Raw genomic sequence first — 15,058 nt, forward strand, 5'->3', positions numbered from 1 at the left:
GAGAGCTAATGCCCTCAAAACTAAACAAAGTTTCTCAGTGTGCTTCCGTACCTTGCGGATTCTCTTAGTATCTCTACTCTCCTCCGCTTTGGCTTCCTTAGAAAGGAGGTGATCCAGCCGCAGGTTCTCCTACGGCTACCTTGTTACGACTTCACCCCAGTCATCTGCCCTGCCTTAGACGGCTCCCTCCTTACGGTTAGGCCACCGGCTTTGGGCGTTGCAGACTCCCATGGTGTGACGGGCGGTGTGTACAAGGCCCGGGAACGTATTCACCGCGGCGTGCTGATCCGCGATTACTAGCGATTCCAGCTTCGTGCAGTCGAGTTGCAGACTGCAGTCCGAACTGAGAACAGCTTTCAGAGATTTGCTTGCCTTCGCAGGCTCGCTGCTCGTTGTACTGCCCATTGTAGCACGTGTGTAGCCCAGGTCATAAGGGGCATGATGACTTGACGTCGTCCCCACCTTCCTCCGGTTTGTCACCGGCAGTCTCATTAGAGTGCCCAACTCAATGCTGGCAACTAATGACAAGGGTTGCGCTCGTTGCGGGACTTAACCCAACATCTCACGACACGAGCTGACGACAGCCATGCACCACCTGTCTTAGCGTCCCCGAAGGGAACTCCCAATCTCTTGGGATTGCGCTAGATGTCAAGACCTGGTAAGGTTCTTCGCGTTGCTTCGAATTAAACCACATGCTCCACCGCTTGTGCGGGCCCCCGTCAATTCCTTTGAGTTTCAACCTTGCGGTCGTACTCCCCAGGCGGAGTGCTTAATGCGTTAGCTGCAGCACTGAGAGGCGGAAACCTCCCAACACTTAGCACTCATCGTTTACGGCATGGACTACCAGGGTATCTAATCCTGTTCGCTACCCATGCTTTCGAGCCTCAGCGTCAGTTGCAGACCAGAGAGCCGCTTTCGCCACTGGTGTTCTTCCATATATCTACGCATTCCACCGCTACACATGGAGTTCCACTCTCCTCTTCTGCACTCAAGAAAGACAGTTTCCGATGCAGTTCCTCGGTTGAGCCGAGGGCTTTCACATCAGACTTATCTTTCCGCCTGCGCTCGCTTTACGCCCAATAAATCCGGACAACGCTTGCCACCTACGTATTACCGCGGCTGCTGGCACGTAGTTAGCCGTGACTTTCTGGTTGATTACCGTCAAATAAAGATCAGTTACTCTCTCTATCTTTCTTCACCAACAACAGAGCTTTACGATCCGAAAACCTTCTTCACTCACGCGGCGTTGCTCCATCAGACTTTCGTCCATTGTGGAAGATTCCCTACTGCTGCCTCCCGTAGGAGTTTGGGCCGTGTCTCAGTCCCAATGTGGCCGATCAGTCTCTCAACTCGGCTATGCATCAATGCCTTGGTAGGCCTTTACCCTACCAACTAGCTAATGCACCGCGGGTCCATCCTTTAGCGACAGCTTGCGCCGCCTTTCAAGCTCTAGCCATGCAGCTAGAGTTGTTATCCGGTATTAGCACCTGTTTCCAAATGGTATCCCAGACTTAAGGGCAGGTTACCCACGTGTTACTCACCCATCCGCCGCTAGCTTGTATCTATGTCCGTTCCGAAGAACTTCTATAGGCAAGCTCGCTCGACTTGCATGTATTAGGCACGCCGCCAGCGTTCGTCCTGAGCCAGGATCAAACTCTCATTTTTTATAAAATAATAGTTCTTTAAGATCTTTGTCTCAAAATTTATTGCTTGCGAATTGACTTCGCTTATTTTTTGTTTGGGTTGTTACACCCGCACACTTTTAGCGAAACTTTGTTCAGTTTTCAAAGTACTAGCTCGTCTGCTTTGTAGCAGACCGCTTTTTTATTTTAGCAGATGTCTTCTTGTCTGTCAAGAAGTTTTTTCATCCCGCCGATCGAGCTCTTTGTCTTGCGCCCGACGACAGTTAAATATATTACACACCTTTTCTAAATAAGTCAACACTGCGTCTTTATTCGTGTTTTATTCGATATTTACTTTATATCTTATTTTTAGTTCATTAATTTTTGTAAATTATTGTATTAAAGATGCATTATTTGTATAAATATACGGTTTTAGCGTATTTTTACCCTGAAAACACGCAAAAATTTTTTAAAAAAATTTGCAAATAAATTCTACTCTTTCCATCAAAGCTTGGTCTCATGCGGTTTTGGACAAAAAAATACGAAGCAACTTTTTACGTTTGCTTCGCATATTTACTTTTATTAGATTAAACCTTCTTGTTTTTCGATCTTAGTCATTCCGTGCATGTATGGAACTAATGCTTCTGGAACAGTTACAGAACCATCTTCATTTTGGTAGTTTTCCAAAATAGCAGCTACAGTTCTACCTACAGCAAGACCTGAACCATTCAAAGTGTGAGCTAAGTGCAACTTGCCGTTTTCATCGCGGTAACGAATTTGTGCACGACGAGCTTGGAAGTCAGTACAGTTAGAACAACTTGAAATTTCACGATACTTGTCTTGTGCTGGCATCCAAACTTCCAAGTCATAAGTCTTAGCACTAGTAAAGCTGGCATCCCCAGTTGAAAGTGCAACAACGCGGTATGGTAAGCCAAGTTTTTGCAATAAGTGTTCTGCATTGTGGGTCAATTTTTCTAATTCATCCCAAGATTCTTCTGGCTTACAAATCTTTACCATTTCAACTTTTCTAAATTCGTGCATTCTAATCAAACCACGAGTATCTCTACCAGCTGAACCAGCTTCACTTCTAAAGGCTGGTGACATTGCTGTTACGTTGATTGGCAACTTTTCGCCGTGGATAATTTCATTTCTGAAGTAGTTAACCAAAGGAACTTCAGCAGTTGGAATCAAAGTCAAGTCCAATGGCTTGTCTGGGTCATCGTTATCTACAATAGTGTAGACATCTTCACGGAACTTAGGGAATTGACCAGTTCCTTGCATTGAGTCGTCATTTACCAAGTATGGTGGAATAACTTCAGTGTAGCCTTCCTTAGCATTTTCATCTAAGAAGAAGTTGAAGACTGCACGTTCAAGCAAAGCACCAGCACCAGTGTAGTAAACAAATCTAGCTGCTGAAACCTTTGAAGCACGGTCCCAATCCAAAATTTCCAAATCAGTACCTAAATCCCAGTGAGCCTTTGGTTCAAAGTCGAACTTAGTTGGTTCTTCCCATCTACGAACTTCTTCGTTGTAGCTTTCATCTGGGCCAATTGGATCAGAATCCGCTGGGAAGTTAGGCAAGCGAAGCAAGATGTATTGTTGCTTGTCAGTCAATTCAGCAATCCTGCTATCCAAATCCTTGATTTCAGCACCTACTTCACGCATTCTAGCAATTGCATCTGCAGCATCTTGCTTGTTGCGCTTAGCTTCGGCGATCTTTTTAGATACGTCATTACGTTCAGCCTTAAGTTGTTCACTTTGAACCATAGCCTTACGTCTTTGAGCATCAATTTCAACCAATTCATCAAGTTGCTTTGCTTCAATCCCACGAGTAGCAAGTTTTTCCTTTGCCCAGTCAAGATTTTCACGAATAACTTTGATATCTAACATAAAAACCTCCATATCGAAAAAAAGAGCCGACTCATCCCTAATCTGGGACGAATCGGCTCTATCTGGCTTCGCGGTACCACCCATCTTCAGCGAAAAAACGCTGCACTCATTAATCAGCGATAACGGTGCCAAGCCGTGCAACTATTAATTGCCCACGTGAAAGAAATCTGGAAACGACGTCCGTTTGCTCGCACCACCCGCAAACTCTCTGAAGCTGTCTTAGGATTTCGTGTTTGAATTTATTTTAAGCCATTCTTGACATTTGAGCAAATAATATTTTTCGCTAAAAGAAAATAAATCGCTAACTTGAGCATAGTCAGTCGTATACATGTACTTAAAGCCTAATTTTGTCAGCAATTTTTGCGCAGGCAAATTTTTGACTAAGGTGCCCGCCCAAATCTCTTCTTGCCCTTGATCAACGAATTGATTTTGCAAAATTAACGAGATCGCCTCATACATATAACCATGATGTTCATAATCTTGGTCGAGCAAAAAGCCAATTTCTTTGGTTTTATTAAGCCCGCTTCGGCTATCTACTCCGCGCTCATAAAGCTCAACCAGGCCAATCAAGCGGTCATTTTCTTTCAAGCAGAGGGCATAGCTATTTTTTCTTTTCATGTACTGGCGAATAGCAACTTTGGCTTCCTCGATATTGTTTAATTTTTGTAAGCCCGCTAGCTTATGCAGCCTTTGAGACCGGCCCCATTTAAGCATAGTATCAGCATCTTGATAATTAAAACGGCGCAAATAAACTCTTGCACCTGACAGTATCATTTTCCTAGTAAAGATAATATCCATTTCGATCCATACAACAATGTAAAGCTATAGGCGGCAATCGTCCATGGCTTACATAAAATAATAATCCAAAAATACGTCCAAAATTTCATTTCGGTTAATCCAGCCAGCAAACACAAAACGTCATCTGGCGCCGCTGGAGCCAAAATACACATGGCAAACAGCCAATTGAAGCGTTTTTGATTTTTGGTCCAATCAATATACTTATTCAGCGTTTCTTCAGAAATAATATGATAAATAAAACTCTTGCCATAGTAGCGCGCCAAGAAGAAATTAATCATCGAACCAATACAGATTCCGATGTAATTGTAGATAAATCCATTTATCGGTCCAAAAAATACTACTCCACCTAACAGCGACACACCACCTGGAATAATTGGAATAACAACTTGAACAATTTGAATAAATACAAAAATTACCGGACCAATGATTTGTTTATTGGCCAAATACGCCTTCATTTTTTCTTGATCGGTAAAAATCCCCAAGTTGTACCAGTAAATAACTAGTACAACGATGATGATTCCACAGACAATCGTAGCATAATTCAACAGTTTGCGACTTGTTTTTTCAGAAAGATGCATCCCTATCCCCCTCCGCTATTAGTCATTTGCAACATTTGCTTTTTCGCAGATTTCTATTAAAACAATTTTATCAAAATTCTACTACTGCTACATAATTTGGATTGCTTCTTTAACAAAATTATGTATTCCCAAACTAAGATAGAATTTCAGAAATATGTTTTTTAGAAAAATTTTTACTATAATTGATGGTGAAACGAAAGGTCGTGTTAGTTATGACAATTATCAAAAACAACATCATTTATGATCAACAAAAACAACTTGCAACCGATATTTATTTTCCCAACAATACTGATTCCAATACCAAAATTCTAATTTTCTGGCATGGAGGCGGCTGGTTTAGAGGAAGCAAAGATGCACTAAAATCTATCGGCGTTAGCCTAGCTAATGCTGGCTTTATGACTTTTATTCCAGATTATAGTCTTGCGCCTAAGAACATTTTCCCAGTAGCACATAAGGATGCCGAAAACTTCGTCAATTGGCTTTTAGCATCTGATTATACTGATCCAGATGATCACAAAAATATTGTACAAATCGGTGCTAGCGTTGGTGGAACCTTGGCAATCTATTTAGCAGGTAAGTTTGCCTTTCCAACTGTAACTTGGTCGGCTCCGGTCGAATTTTCTAGCTGGATGGAAAAGCATTATCATGTTAAGCCATCGCCAATTGCCCAAGAAGAATTTGGCCTAACTGATCGCCACGATATCAACGATTCCTTCTATAAGTACTTCACTTTAACTTATACCGGTACGGCAGATCATGAAGTTTTGACCAAATTAGATGCACGCTCTTATGATTTAGATCAGCTGTCTAGCCTGTTGATGATCAATTCAGCTGACGAATTGACTCCGCTTAATTCCGTACTAGATTTCATTGATCATCTAGCAAAAATGGATAAAGAAAGCCAACTCATGGTGATTAAGGGACACCGTCATGCAATGGATTATGGCAAAGAATACCTTGATGAATCGATCGATTTTCTTCACCAAATTATCAAAAGGCAAAAATAAAAAATAAGGATCGGAAAACGCAAATAGTTTTCCGATCCTTTTTAGATGATACGATAGCCCATTACCGGCTTGGCTGGAGTTGAATTGAAGTCGTAGCTAGCAAGCTTTTCGAATTCGGTATTGCCTTCGATAATTGTAGTTACGCCTTGTGCAAGCATCAAATTCATTTCTTTGACTTTATCTGGATCGTTAGTAAAAGGTACTAACACTACTGGCTTATGCAAAGCTCGCATAAAGCCGATTTCAAAGGCTGATCCATCATCAATGTTGTCCATATCGTACAAAAATACGCCACAACTAGCATTGATAATTCCACTGAGGTCATTTTGGTAAGTGCCAACTCGCCAAGTCATTGAACGAATTCCCCCAATTTCTGGGTTAACTTCTTCTGGATCAACGAAATTTTGATCAAATGGAAAATGAACTCTAGCGATAGTTGGGTTTTGTGCAAGCAATTTTTTAGCCTGTACCACTCTGGCTCTTTGATCGTCATTGTAAAAAGGTGAGCCTAAATAAATTGTTGCAGTTGGGATTGATTCAGTCATAGCTTTTTAGTCCTTTCTAGAATTACAACCCTAATTTTATCATGTTTTTCAGACAAAATACTTGCCTAACTTTTTGTAAGCGTTTTATAATTGTAACTGTAATTATAAACAGTTAGATGGAAATCGAGGTTTAAATATGTCAAAATACCAATCTGTTAATCCATATACCAATGAGGTTTTTGCCAGTTACGAAAACTCAACTGACCAACAAATCGATGAGGCCATCAATCTAGCCTATACCCTTTATAAGAAAATGCGCCATGAAAAAATCAGCGATCGTGCTGCTATTTTGCAAAAATTGGCTGATATCTTGCGTGAGCATAAAGAAGAATTTGCTCAATTAATGACCAAAGAAATGGGTAAAGTTATCGGCGAAAGTCGCGGCGAAGTTGACATCTGTATCAACATTTGCGAATACTACGCAAAAAATGGAGAAAAGTTGCTTGAACCAACTCCACTAGAAACTCCTTTAGGATCAGCTTACTACTTAAAACAAGCAACAGGTGTAGTAATGGCTTGCGAACCATGGAACTTCCCACTATACCAAGTAATCAGAGTTTTTGCGCCAAACTTCGTAGTCGGCAACCCAATTTTGCTTAAGCATGCCCACAACGTACCAGGATCAGCTGAATTAATTGCTAAATTAGTCAAACAAGCTGGTGCTCCTGAAGGCAGCTTGATCAACCTCTTCCCAAGCTACGATCAACTAGCAAATATCATTGCTGATCCTCGCATTCAAGGCGTGGCTTTGACTGGATCTGAACGCGGTGGCTCTAGCGTGGCTGAAGAAGCTGGCAAGAACTTGAAGAAGTCAACGATGGAACTAGGCGGCAACGATGCCTTTATTGTTTTAAGCGATGCAGACAAGACTGTACTAAAGAATGTTTTAGCAACTGCTAGAACCTACAACGATGGCCAAGTATGTACTTCTTCTAAGCGAATGATCGTTTTGAAAGACCGCTATGAAGAAGTCTTGGAAGAATTAAAGGCTCACTTTGCTTCATTGAAGGCTGGCAATCCATTAGATGAAACTACTACTTTGCCACCACTTAATTCTGAGCAAGCTAAAGAAAAATTGCAAAAGCAAGTCGATGCTGCCATTGCTGCAGGGGCAAAAGTTTACTACCAATATCCTGAAATTGACCATGAAGGTGCCTTCTTTAGACCATTAATTTTGACCAATGTTACTAAAGACAACCCAATCTTCGATCAAGAATTGTTTGGTCCAGTAGCTGTTGTCTACAGCGTAGAAGATGAAGACGAAGCAATCAGCTTAGCTAATGATTCAAGTTATGGTTTAGGTTCTTCAGTTATTTCTAGCGACATCAAGCACGCCCAAGAAGTTGCTAGTCAAATCGAAACAGGTATGACTGTTATCAACGGCCCATGGATTACTTCTGGAGAATTGCCATTTGGCGGGGTTAAGAAGTCAGGTTACGGCCGCGAATTGAGCGAGTTAGGTTTGATGGCCTTTGTCAACGAACATTTAGTAATTGACGTTACTAAGAATAACCAATAATCTTTAGATAAAAATACGCCTAGAAAAAATCTAGGCGCGTTTTTATTTTTGTTCTTTTTTCACTGCTTCATCCTTGCTCGCTGGCGATTTTTTGAAAACATTCCAAATCGCTAAAATCGAAGTCATCAAGCTGGCCAAAATCAGATAATAAGCCGAAGCTCCAATTGATAAGATGCTATCTGAGAAGTTCTTTACTAAACTAGCCACAAAGCCATTAGCAGCACCAGTCAGATGAGTTGTTCGATAAGCAATATAGATCAAAAAAGCAGTCTCAATTATCGACAAGGCACTAGCATGAAGCTTGGACTTTTCTGTATTTTCGATAGTTGAAAGAATAATCGAAATTGGAAAAACAATCAAAAGTAACCAAACAAAATAGATGAGCAAGGCATCCCCAGCCTTACCAGTCGTCAATAAGCGATTAGCCACTGACAAAATCACCTTAGACAAGGAGACTTTTTCAGGGTTGGCGAATTCAGTAATCGTTGCGCCAGTTCCTGAAAATAGCACTAGCAAACTGATCGCCGCAAGCAAGAGCACTGAAGCTTGGATATAATTGAATCTAGTCTTTTTGGTGATTTTAATCTTAGAAAACTTCTGTTGTAGCTTAGGATGATCATTAATAAAGCCAGTTCGATGTTCCTGAGCCTTTTCTTCATGATCCTCAAAACTGTTGAACAAGTTGGACCCAAACTTATTGATAATCTCAGTTAATCTGCGATCTGCCGTATATTGCTCAATTTCGCCATCTCGCTGACAAATTACATATAGCCAGATCAATAATACTACTAACAATAACCAGCCTAAAACAACGGTAAAACTGGTAATAATCATTAAACCAAGTCCAATCAAAAAGACGATGGTGGCATTTTCTCTCATCCAGCTGATCATTCGCGCAATAACTTCATTTTGCTTGTCAGGATGGATTTCTTTGCGATATGCTGCTCTACTCTTAGGTTGGAATTCAGTTTTTTCAGTCTCTTTATCAGAAGAAGCTTTTTCATCAGCTTCCTTTGCATGTTTGAAAAATACTTCGCGATATTTTTGCAAGTCAAAGCCACAATTAGGGCAGACTCTATCTTCATCGGTTATTTGATGTTGACAATTTGGACAATTAATCATTCTTTGTATCCTTTTGAAAAAACAGTAAAATATCTACAATCTCAATAAACAAAAAATCTGGAACCTAAGTTCCAGATTTTTCTTTCTTAGGATTACTTATATTTTACCCCAAGAACTTTTGTTTTTTCAATTTGTATTATTCCGCATGCTTTTTCTTCTTGCCCCAATGCATGTCAATACCTTCGTAAGTCAACTTGACGCCGGCTGACAAGGTAATTGGCAAGATGAATACCAAGATGATCAAACCGATAATAACTGTCAAGGCAACTTCGATCAAGGTTGGAATGCCCGATGGGATCAAAGCAGCGAAAGTACCACCAAGGATAACTACAGCTGAAATTACGACTGTTCCGATGATACCACTAGCAGTCAAGATTCTTTGACTTGGTGAAGAGAATTCAGATTCTAGATCGCGGTAACGAGTCATCAGGAAGATACTGTAGTCAACACCCAAAGCAATCAACATAATAAAGCTGAAGAATGGAGTGTTCCAAGCAAGCTTGTCTCTGTTCAAGATAGCTTGAACGATCCATTGGTTAACTGACAAGGATACCAAGTAAGCAATTAACAAAGTACCCATGATGTAAACAGGTTGCAAGAGTGAGCGAGTTACAAAGATCAAAGCAATTCCGATACCAACTAACATAATTGCTGCAGTTCTCAAGAAGTCGCCACTAGCAACATTCTTAGTATCTTCGACTCTAGAGCTTTGTCCGCCCATTGCTACCTTAGCGTTTGAAAGTGAAGTGCCACGCAATGACTTTCTAACCATTGCACTCAATTCTTGTGAGCGCTTGGTTGCTTCAGGAGCACTTGGGTCAGAGTTGAAGACTACGATAATTTGCGCAGACTTCTTATCAGGGCTCAAGTAAACCTTGATTGACTTTTGGAATTCTTCATTCTTGATGAATTCCTTTGGAATGTAGAAGGTCTTAGCTGCTGCAGATGATTGCAATCCTTGAAGGTAGCTACCACCTTGAGCCAAGCCGCTATTTGCTTGATCTAAGCCAGTTGTAATCTTTGGCAAGCTAGATGCCAAAGTATCAGCACCCGTGCTCAATTTATTAGCACCTGATTGAGCAGAAGCTAAACCAGTGTTAAGTTGGCCAGCGCCTGCGCTTAACTTGTTTGCACCTGTTTGAAGCTGTTGGGCACCTAAAAGGCCTTGGGAAGTAGCTGATTGAACTTGAGCCAAACCACTACTTAAGTTATTCAAAGCAGTTGCAGCACCTGGCAAGGCTTGGTTAGAAGCTGCTGCCAAAGTCTTAACTGAAGCTTGCAATTGTGCAACTTGAGATGACAAAGCAGAAAGTGAATTGCCTTGACCTGATTGACTAGTAGTTGCAGTAGAACTAGTTGCAGCCTTAGCCATTGCAGTTTGCATTGATGCTTGAGCTGCTTGAGCAATTGCTTGCTTTTGAGCTGCAGTTAAGCCAGAAATATTATTTAATCTACCAGCAAAATCTGACGTGTAAGCACTCTGAATTTGCGTTAATTTAGCTTTTTCTTGCGCTTGAATTGAGCTTTGCAAGTTATTCAATTGACTAGTTAAAGCACTGATATCTAGGCCACTAACTTGCTGATTCAATTGTTGCAAGCCTTGGTTGATCTTTGGCAAAGCTTGTTCTAATTGAGCTAATTGGGTCTTGTTAGCAGAAGACATTTGACTAGCCAATTTAGTATTAAGTTCGTTCAAACCAGAAACTAATTGGCTTGTACCAGTAGCAAGTGAACTTGCACCAGTTTGCAAACTGGATGAACCTGATTGCAAGGCAGTAGTTCCACTAGCTAGACTTGAAGCACCGCTAGCCAATTGACTAGCACCTGCAGAAGCCTTTTGGCTACCCTTACCTAGCTTGTTTAAACCAGTTCTAACTTGATCAACACCATTGTTAACAGTAGAAAGTTGATCATTGACATATAGTTTGCTGATTGGATCACCATATGGCTCAGTTACTGAGGTTGCAAATGAAACGCCCTTAGAAGCTTGCAATTGTTTGGTAATTTGGTCAATTACCTTCAAGTCAGTTTCGTTGTCTAATTTATGATCACTCTTGATGTAAACATATGATGGCTCAGCCATACCCTTAGAGAAGTGCTTTTGAACGATCAATAAACCAGCTTTTGCAGGAGTGGTGTCAGAAATTTCAGCCGTATCATCATAATTAAGGTTACCTGAATACATCAACATGAATGGCGTAACTACTACTGCTAGCACTATCAAGTAAATGATTGGGTGTTTCAAAGTTGACTTGGAAATTCCATGCCAGAGCTTGTCTTCGGTTTCGCCTTCAAACTTCTTAACTGGCCAGAACATCTTTTCACCAAGAACCGCCATAAAGAATGGGTTCAAAGTCAAAAGAACAACTAATAAAACTGCAACCCCAACGGCAACGCCGACAGCTGATTGGTAAATTGAGAATTTAGCAAGGCTAAGTGCGGTAAAACCGATCAAAATAGATGAACCTGAGTAAAGAATGGTCTTACCAGCCTTCTTCAAGGCATCATTCTTAGCCTCGTACTTATTCATCCCTTTACCTAAATTCTCTTTGAATTTATCGTATAACAGGATGTTATAGTCGGTACCAATCCCGAATAAAACGATAACCATGAAAACTTGGGTAAAGTTAGAAAATGGGAAGTTACCGTGTTCAACTAAATTCGTTACGATTGAAAATGATGTTAAAAATGATATCCCAACCGTCAACAAAGAAATCAAAGGTACGATTGGTGATCTAAAGACGATAATCAAAACGATAAAGATAAAGACTACCGTAATTGCTTCAGTCTTCTTGATACCTTCTTGAATTGATTCAGAGAAAGCATTGGTCAAGATATCTGCTCCAGTAACGTAAGTCTTTACGCCCTGGGTTTTAGCAGCCTTAGAAATTTCATCTTCGATCTCGCCAATTTGGCCATGATTCTTTGAGACATTCAATTGCATTACCCAAGTTGTTCCATCCTTGGATTGCAATTTCTTTCTAGTCGCAATATTGTCGTCAGGAGCTAAAACATCTTTGATTCCATACTTTGACTTATGATCTTTCAGATAATCAACTGTCTTGTTGATATTATCCTTATCTGCAGCCGTTAATTTTCCATTCTTTTTGTTGAAAACAATCGCCACTTCATAAGTATTCTTCTTAGTTTTAGTCCATTCAGACTGGATTGTTTGCGCAACTTCGCTTTCAACGTTACTTGGAAGCGAAATTGTGGAGTGTTCACTAGTTAACTTACCAATATTAGGAAAAGTAACTACTGAAACTAGCAAAATTAAAATCCATGCAATTAAAGAAAAGACATGGTTTTTGATAAATTTTTGCACTTTATCCTACCCTCCTGCATAAAATTAAATAGCCACTGGCTGAACCAGTCTTAAGACCATTTCATGATAATTATCATTAGCTTCCTGGTCGCTTTCAAAGTCGAAGGCTGATGCCTTATCCAAAAAGACATAGCCTAAGACTGCACCTACTATGGCATGATTGGACAGGGATGCACAGGTCTTTAGGTTAATTTTTTCTCCCAAAGCAAAGATATTCTCAATTTCTTTGGTGATTGCATCACTAGTTGAATATTCATTCACGTGATATAAAAGTGCCGAAAGTGCTGGATCTTTCAAAACAAAGTCCCGTACAATATCAGCAAATCTTATTACCGCTTCTTGACCCGACAAACCAATTAAATTATCGACCAACTTCTGGTGGAGTGCTCGAATTCGACTAGCTCCTACTAAAGACAATAATTGATTTCGTCCAGAAACATAGTGATACAGTGATTGAGATCTTACTCCTAAAGCCTTAGCCAAATTAGGCATTGTTGCTGCTTCAAGCCCATCGTTATTGATAATTTCAATGGCCTTGGCAATGACTTTATCCAAATCTAGACTACGCTTTTGAACCATTATTCATCCCTCCTTTGCCGTAGCATGTTAATAATATAGCACTACAAATTGAAGAATTCAATCTACAATGTGTAGATTTGTGTAAAAAAATAAAAGAAGGTTTCCCTTCCTTATTTTTGACTGAACCAGTCTTCGACAGTTTTGCCTAAATTGGCAAAATTCTTATCTGTATTTGACCAAACAGAAATCGCATATGAGTGTCCACCAGACTGAACAATCGCTGCTGCGGAATTGTCATCGCCCACAGTATAAACTGTGCCACTAATCATGCTTGTCAGTTTGTTTTTCTTCGTAGCCATAGCTGACAATACGCGATAAGCATAATTTTTCTTCAAAACTCTGGTCTGATAAATGCTGATTAGAGTTTGATTTAGATCTTTAGCTGTCGTTGTGCCAACTGGCGAATGGGAGAAGTTGCCTTTCATGGTAGTTTGGCTAGCGCCAGACCTACTGATTGCTTCTTGAATCTTACTCTTGCCAATAGATCTAACTAAGGCATTGGCGGCAGTTTTACTGCCGCTTATCATTGCTTGGCGCAAGTATGCCAAGCTATATTGAATATTTGGCTGCAAAACAATGCTATCGCTCTTAACCTTGTCGGATTTTTTTACTTTGATCGTCGTTGCTGAACTCCACTTGCCAGTTTGCATTTGGCGGTATAGCGCAATCAAAACAAATACGTGCATCGTTTCATCGACATTCTGCACGCGGCTGCTATTAGCAACGCGAACATAGCGAGACGAATTATTCAAATCCTGAATTGCAACTTGATAGGTGCTATTTTTGCCCATCACCTTTTCAACTTTGCTTAGGAGCTTTTTATTGCTGCCCTTGTCATAACTGACTTTTTTGTCATATTCAGCCGAGCTAATCTTAGGCGCAGTGGGCTCTTGGGGCTGCTTTTTATTTGAACTCTTTTTCTTAGTTACCTTGCTAGTTTTTGGCTCAAGAATCTTGATTTGAGCAGAATTGATCCGCTTTGCATTAGCAGAATACAACATGAAAGCTAGCAAAACCGTTATGATCGATCTTACAAAAAGTTTGTTTTTCATTTAAAACCTCAATTAAAAGAAATGATGTTTCCTCATCAAAATAACCAGCCATACCATCAAGGAAACCATCAAAATAATGATGAAAATCCAGTCAAAGGGGCTCTTGGTGATAGGCAAAGTCACGTTCATCCCGTAGAATCCCGTCAAAATAGTTGGAATAGTTAGCACGATTGACCAAACAGTCAAGAATTTCATCGTATCGTTCAAGTTGTTGTTCATCATGTTATTCGAAGTTGCTGACAGAGTCTTAGTTACTTGATGGGAAATCTGCACCATTTCTGAAGACTGATTTGATTCAATCAAAACATCATCTAACCTTTCGCGTGCAGCCTTAGTGAAGTTCAATTGTGAGTGATCCAAACTGTGAAGCATCATCAGATCAGTCTGAATAGAACTTGAAAGATAAACCAAACTCTTTTCGATATTTGATAATTCAACCAAGTCCTTATTGTCGATATCATCGGATAATTTCTGATCAAGGCCATTGCGCTCAACATCTAATTGAGTGATCGCTCTTTGGAAATATTGAGAAGAATAAAGCAAAAAGATCATCAATAATTCCGTTACATCATTTGCCTCTGCAAGTCTTGCCCGCATGTGCTTGTCATTGAACTCATCAAAAATATAGCTAGTCGACTCGGTATGGAAAGTAAATACATTATCCCCAACCACCAAAAAAGTAATTGGGTGTGAGGTAAAGTGCTTAATTGAGTTGGTCGGCCAAATTGGGACATCATAAACAAGCAAGTGACTATGGGTATGAATATCATAGTCGTAGTGCGGACGTTCATGCCGGTCGGAGATATACGAAATTATATCTGGCGTAAAGTTAAATTCTGTCTGTAGCTTGGCACTATCTTGTTCGCTTAAATTGCTGATGTTGTACCAGTTGTAATTTGTTTCTTTTGGAAAAGTTTGTTGCTTGATCAACTCATTCACCTCTACCTTTTAACTAAATTTTTCTATTCACCTTGAATATCTTATCACATTACGAGCAAAAAAAAGTTGAGAATTAAATCTC

General features: G+C 40.2%; 11 protein-coding genes and 1 rRNA gene. 2 read left to right on the forward strand and 10 right to left on the reverse strand.

Annotated features, from left to right (window positions below):
* Positions 1-101 precede the first annotated feature (101 nt).
* The 4 genes from BN53_RS00005 to BN53_RS00020 all read right to left on the reverse strand — a co-directional run bounded on the left by BN53_RS00005 (position 102) and on the right by BN53_RS00020 (position 4,888).
* Positions 102-1,665 (reverse strand): 16S ribosomal RNA (locus BN53_RS00005).
* A 539-nt stretch (positions 1,666-2,204) separates the two neighbouring features.
* Positions 2,205-3,512, reverse strand: coding sequence for a serine--tRNA ligase (gene serS, locus BN53_RS00010; RefSeq protein ID WP_009558799.1), 1,308 nt, complete (start codon positions 3,510-3,512; stop codon positions 2,205-2,207).
* A 219-nt stretch (positions 3,513-3,731) separates the two neighbouring features.
* Positions 3,732-4,283 carry a GNAT family N-acetyltransferase gene (locus BN53_RS00015; RefSeq protein WP_040537218.1) on the reverse strand — a complete coding sequence of 184 codons (552 nt, stop codon included), beginning with the start codon at positions 4,281-4,283 and terminating at the stop codon, positions 3,732-3,734.
* Positions 4,283-4,888, reverse strand: a complete 606-nt coding sequence (locus tag BN53_RS00020) for a TVP38/TMEM64 family protein (RefSeq protein WP_009558801.1) — start codon at positions 4,886-4,888, stop codon at positions 4,283-4,285. The genes BN53_RS00015 and BN53_RS00020 overlap by 1 nt, the downstream gene beginning before the upstream one ends.
* Positions 4,889-5,100: 212 nt before the next feature.
* Between BN53_RS00020 and BN53_RS00025 the strand changes: the two genes are divergently transcribed.
* Positions 5,101-5,895 carry an alpha/beta hydrolase fold domain-containing protein gene (locus tag BN53_RS00025; RefSeq protein ID WP_009558802.1) on the forward strand — a complete coding sequence of 265 codons (795 nt, stop codon included), beginning with the start codon at positions 5,101-5,103 and terminating at the stop codon, positions 5,893-5,895.
* 41 nt (positions 5,896-5,936) lie between these two features.
* On the opposite strand, the gene BN53_RS00030 is transcribed toward BN53_RS00025, so the two are convergent.
* Entirely contained in the window at positions 5,937-6,440 is a 504-nt protein-coding gene (locus BN53_RS00030) for a nucleoside 2-deoxyribosyltransferase (protein WP_009558803.1), read from the reverse strand.
* A gap of 136 nt (positions 6,441-6,576) precedes the next feature.
* Here BN53_RS00030 and BN53_RS00035 point away from each other — a divergent pair, with 136 nt between their 5' ends.
* Complete coding sequence (locus BN53_RS00035) at positions 6,577-7,959, forward strand: NAD-dependent succinate-semialdehyde dehydrogenase (RefSeq protein WP_009558804.1); 1,383 nt, start codon at positions 6,577-6,579, stop codon at positions 7,957-7,959.
* A 42-nt stretch (positions 7,960-8,001) separates the two neighbouring features.
* On the opposite strand, the gene BN53_RS00040 is transcribed toward BN53_RS00035, so the two are convergent.
* The 5 genes from BN53_RS00040 to BN53_RS00060 form a co-directional block, all read right to left on the reverse strand.
* Complete coding sequence (locus BN53_RS00040; protein ID WP_009558805.1) at positions 8,002-9,081, reverse strand: zinc ribbon domain-containing protein; 1,080 nt, start codon at positions 9,079-9,081, stop codon at positions 8,002-8,004.
* A gap of 136 nt (positions 9,082-9,217) precedes the next feature.
* Positions 9,218-12,406 (reverse strand): MMPL family transporter, encoded by a 3,189-nt coding sequence (locus BN53_RS00045; protein ID WP_009558806.1) that lies wholly within the window; start codon positions 12,404-12,406, stop codon positions 9,218-9,220.
* Between the two features lie 24 nt (positions 12,407-12,430).
* Positions 12,431-12,985 (reverse strand): TetR/AcrR family transcriptional regulator, encoded by a 555-nt coding sequence (locus tag BN53_RS00050; protein WP_009558807.1) that lies wholly within the window; start codon positions 12,983-12,985, stop codon positions 12,431-12,433.
* A 110-nt stretch (positions 12,986-13,095) separates the two neighbouring features.
* On the reverse strand, positions 13,096-14,037 hold the full coding sequence (locus tag BN53_RS00055; protein WP_009558808.1) for a serine hydrolase: 942 nt from the start codon (positions 14,035-14,037) through the stop codon (positions 13,096-13,098).
* A 12-nt stretch (positions 14,038-14,049) separates the two neighbouring features.
* Positions 14,050-14,967, reverse strand: coding sequence for a magnesium transporter CorA family protein (locus BN53_RS00060; RefSeq protein WP_009558809.1), 918 nt, complete (start codon positions 14,965-14,967; stop codon positions 14,050-14,052).
* Positions 14,968-15,058 lie beyond the last annotated feature (91 nt).

Origin of the sequence: Lactobacillus pasteurii DSM 23907 = CRBIP 24.76, from assembly GCF_000297025.1 — a bacterium.
GTDB lineage: Bacteria > Bacillota > Bacilli > Lactobacillales > Lactobacillaceae > Lactobacillus > Lactobacillus pasteurii.

What these genes read in the sequence shown, in the direction of transcription:
- BN53_RS00055 (WP_009558808.1), bottom strand. Translation starts at nt 14,037, where the DNA reads ATGAAAAACAAACTTTTTGTAAGATCGATCATAACGGTTTTGCTAGCT.
- serS (WP_009558799.1), bottom strand. Translation starts at nt 3,512, where the DNA reads ATGTTAGATATCAAAGTTATTCGTGAAAATCTTGACTGGGCAAAGGAA.
- BN53_RS00035 (WP_009558804.1), top strand. Translation starts at nt 6,577, where the DNA reads ATGTCAAAATACCAATCTGTTAATCCATATACCAATGAGGTTTTTGCC.
- BN53_RS00020 (WP_009558801.1), bottom strand. Translation starts at nt 4,888, where the DNA reads ATGCATCTTTCTGAAAAAACAAGTCGCAAACTGTTGAATTATGCTACG.
- BN53_RS00040 (WP_009558805.1), bottom strand. Translation starts at nt 9,081, where the DNA reads ATGATTAATTGTCCAAATTGTCAACATCAAATAACCGATGAAGATAGA.
- BN53_RS00025 (WP_009558802.1), top strand. Translation starts at nt 5,101, where the DNA reads ATGACAATTATCAAAAACAACATCATTTATGATCAACAAAAACAACTT.
- BN53_RS00050 (WP_009558807.1), bottom strand. Translation starts at nt 12,985, where the DNA reads ATGGTTCAAAAGCGTAGTCTAGATTTGGATAAAGTCATTGCCAAGGCC.
- BN53_RS00030 (WP_009558803.1), bottom strand. Translation starts at nt 6,440, where the DNA reads ATGACTGAATCAATCCCAACTGCAACAATTTATTTAGGCTCACCTTTT.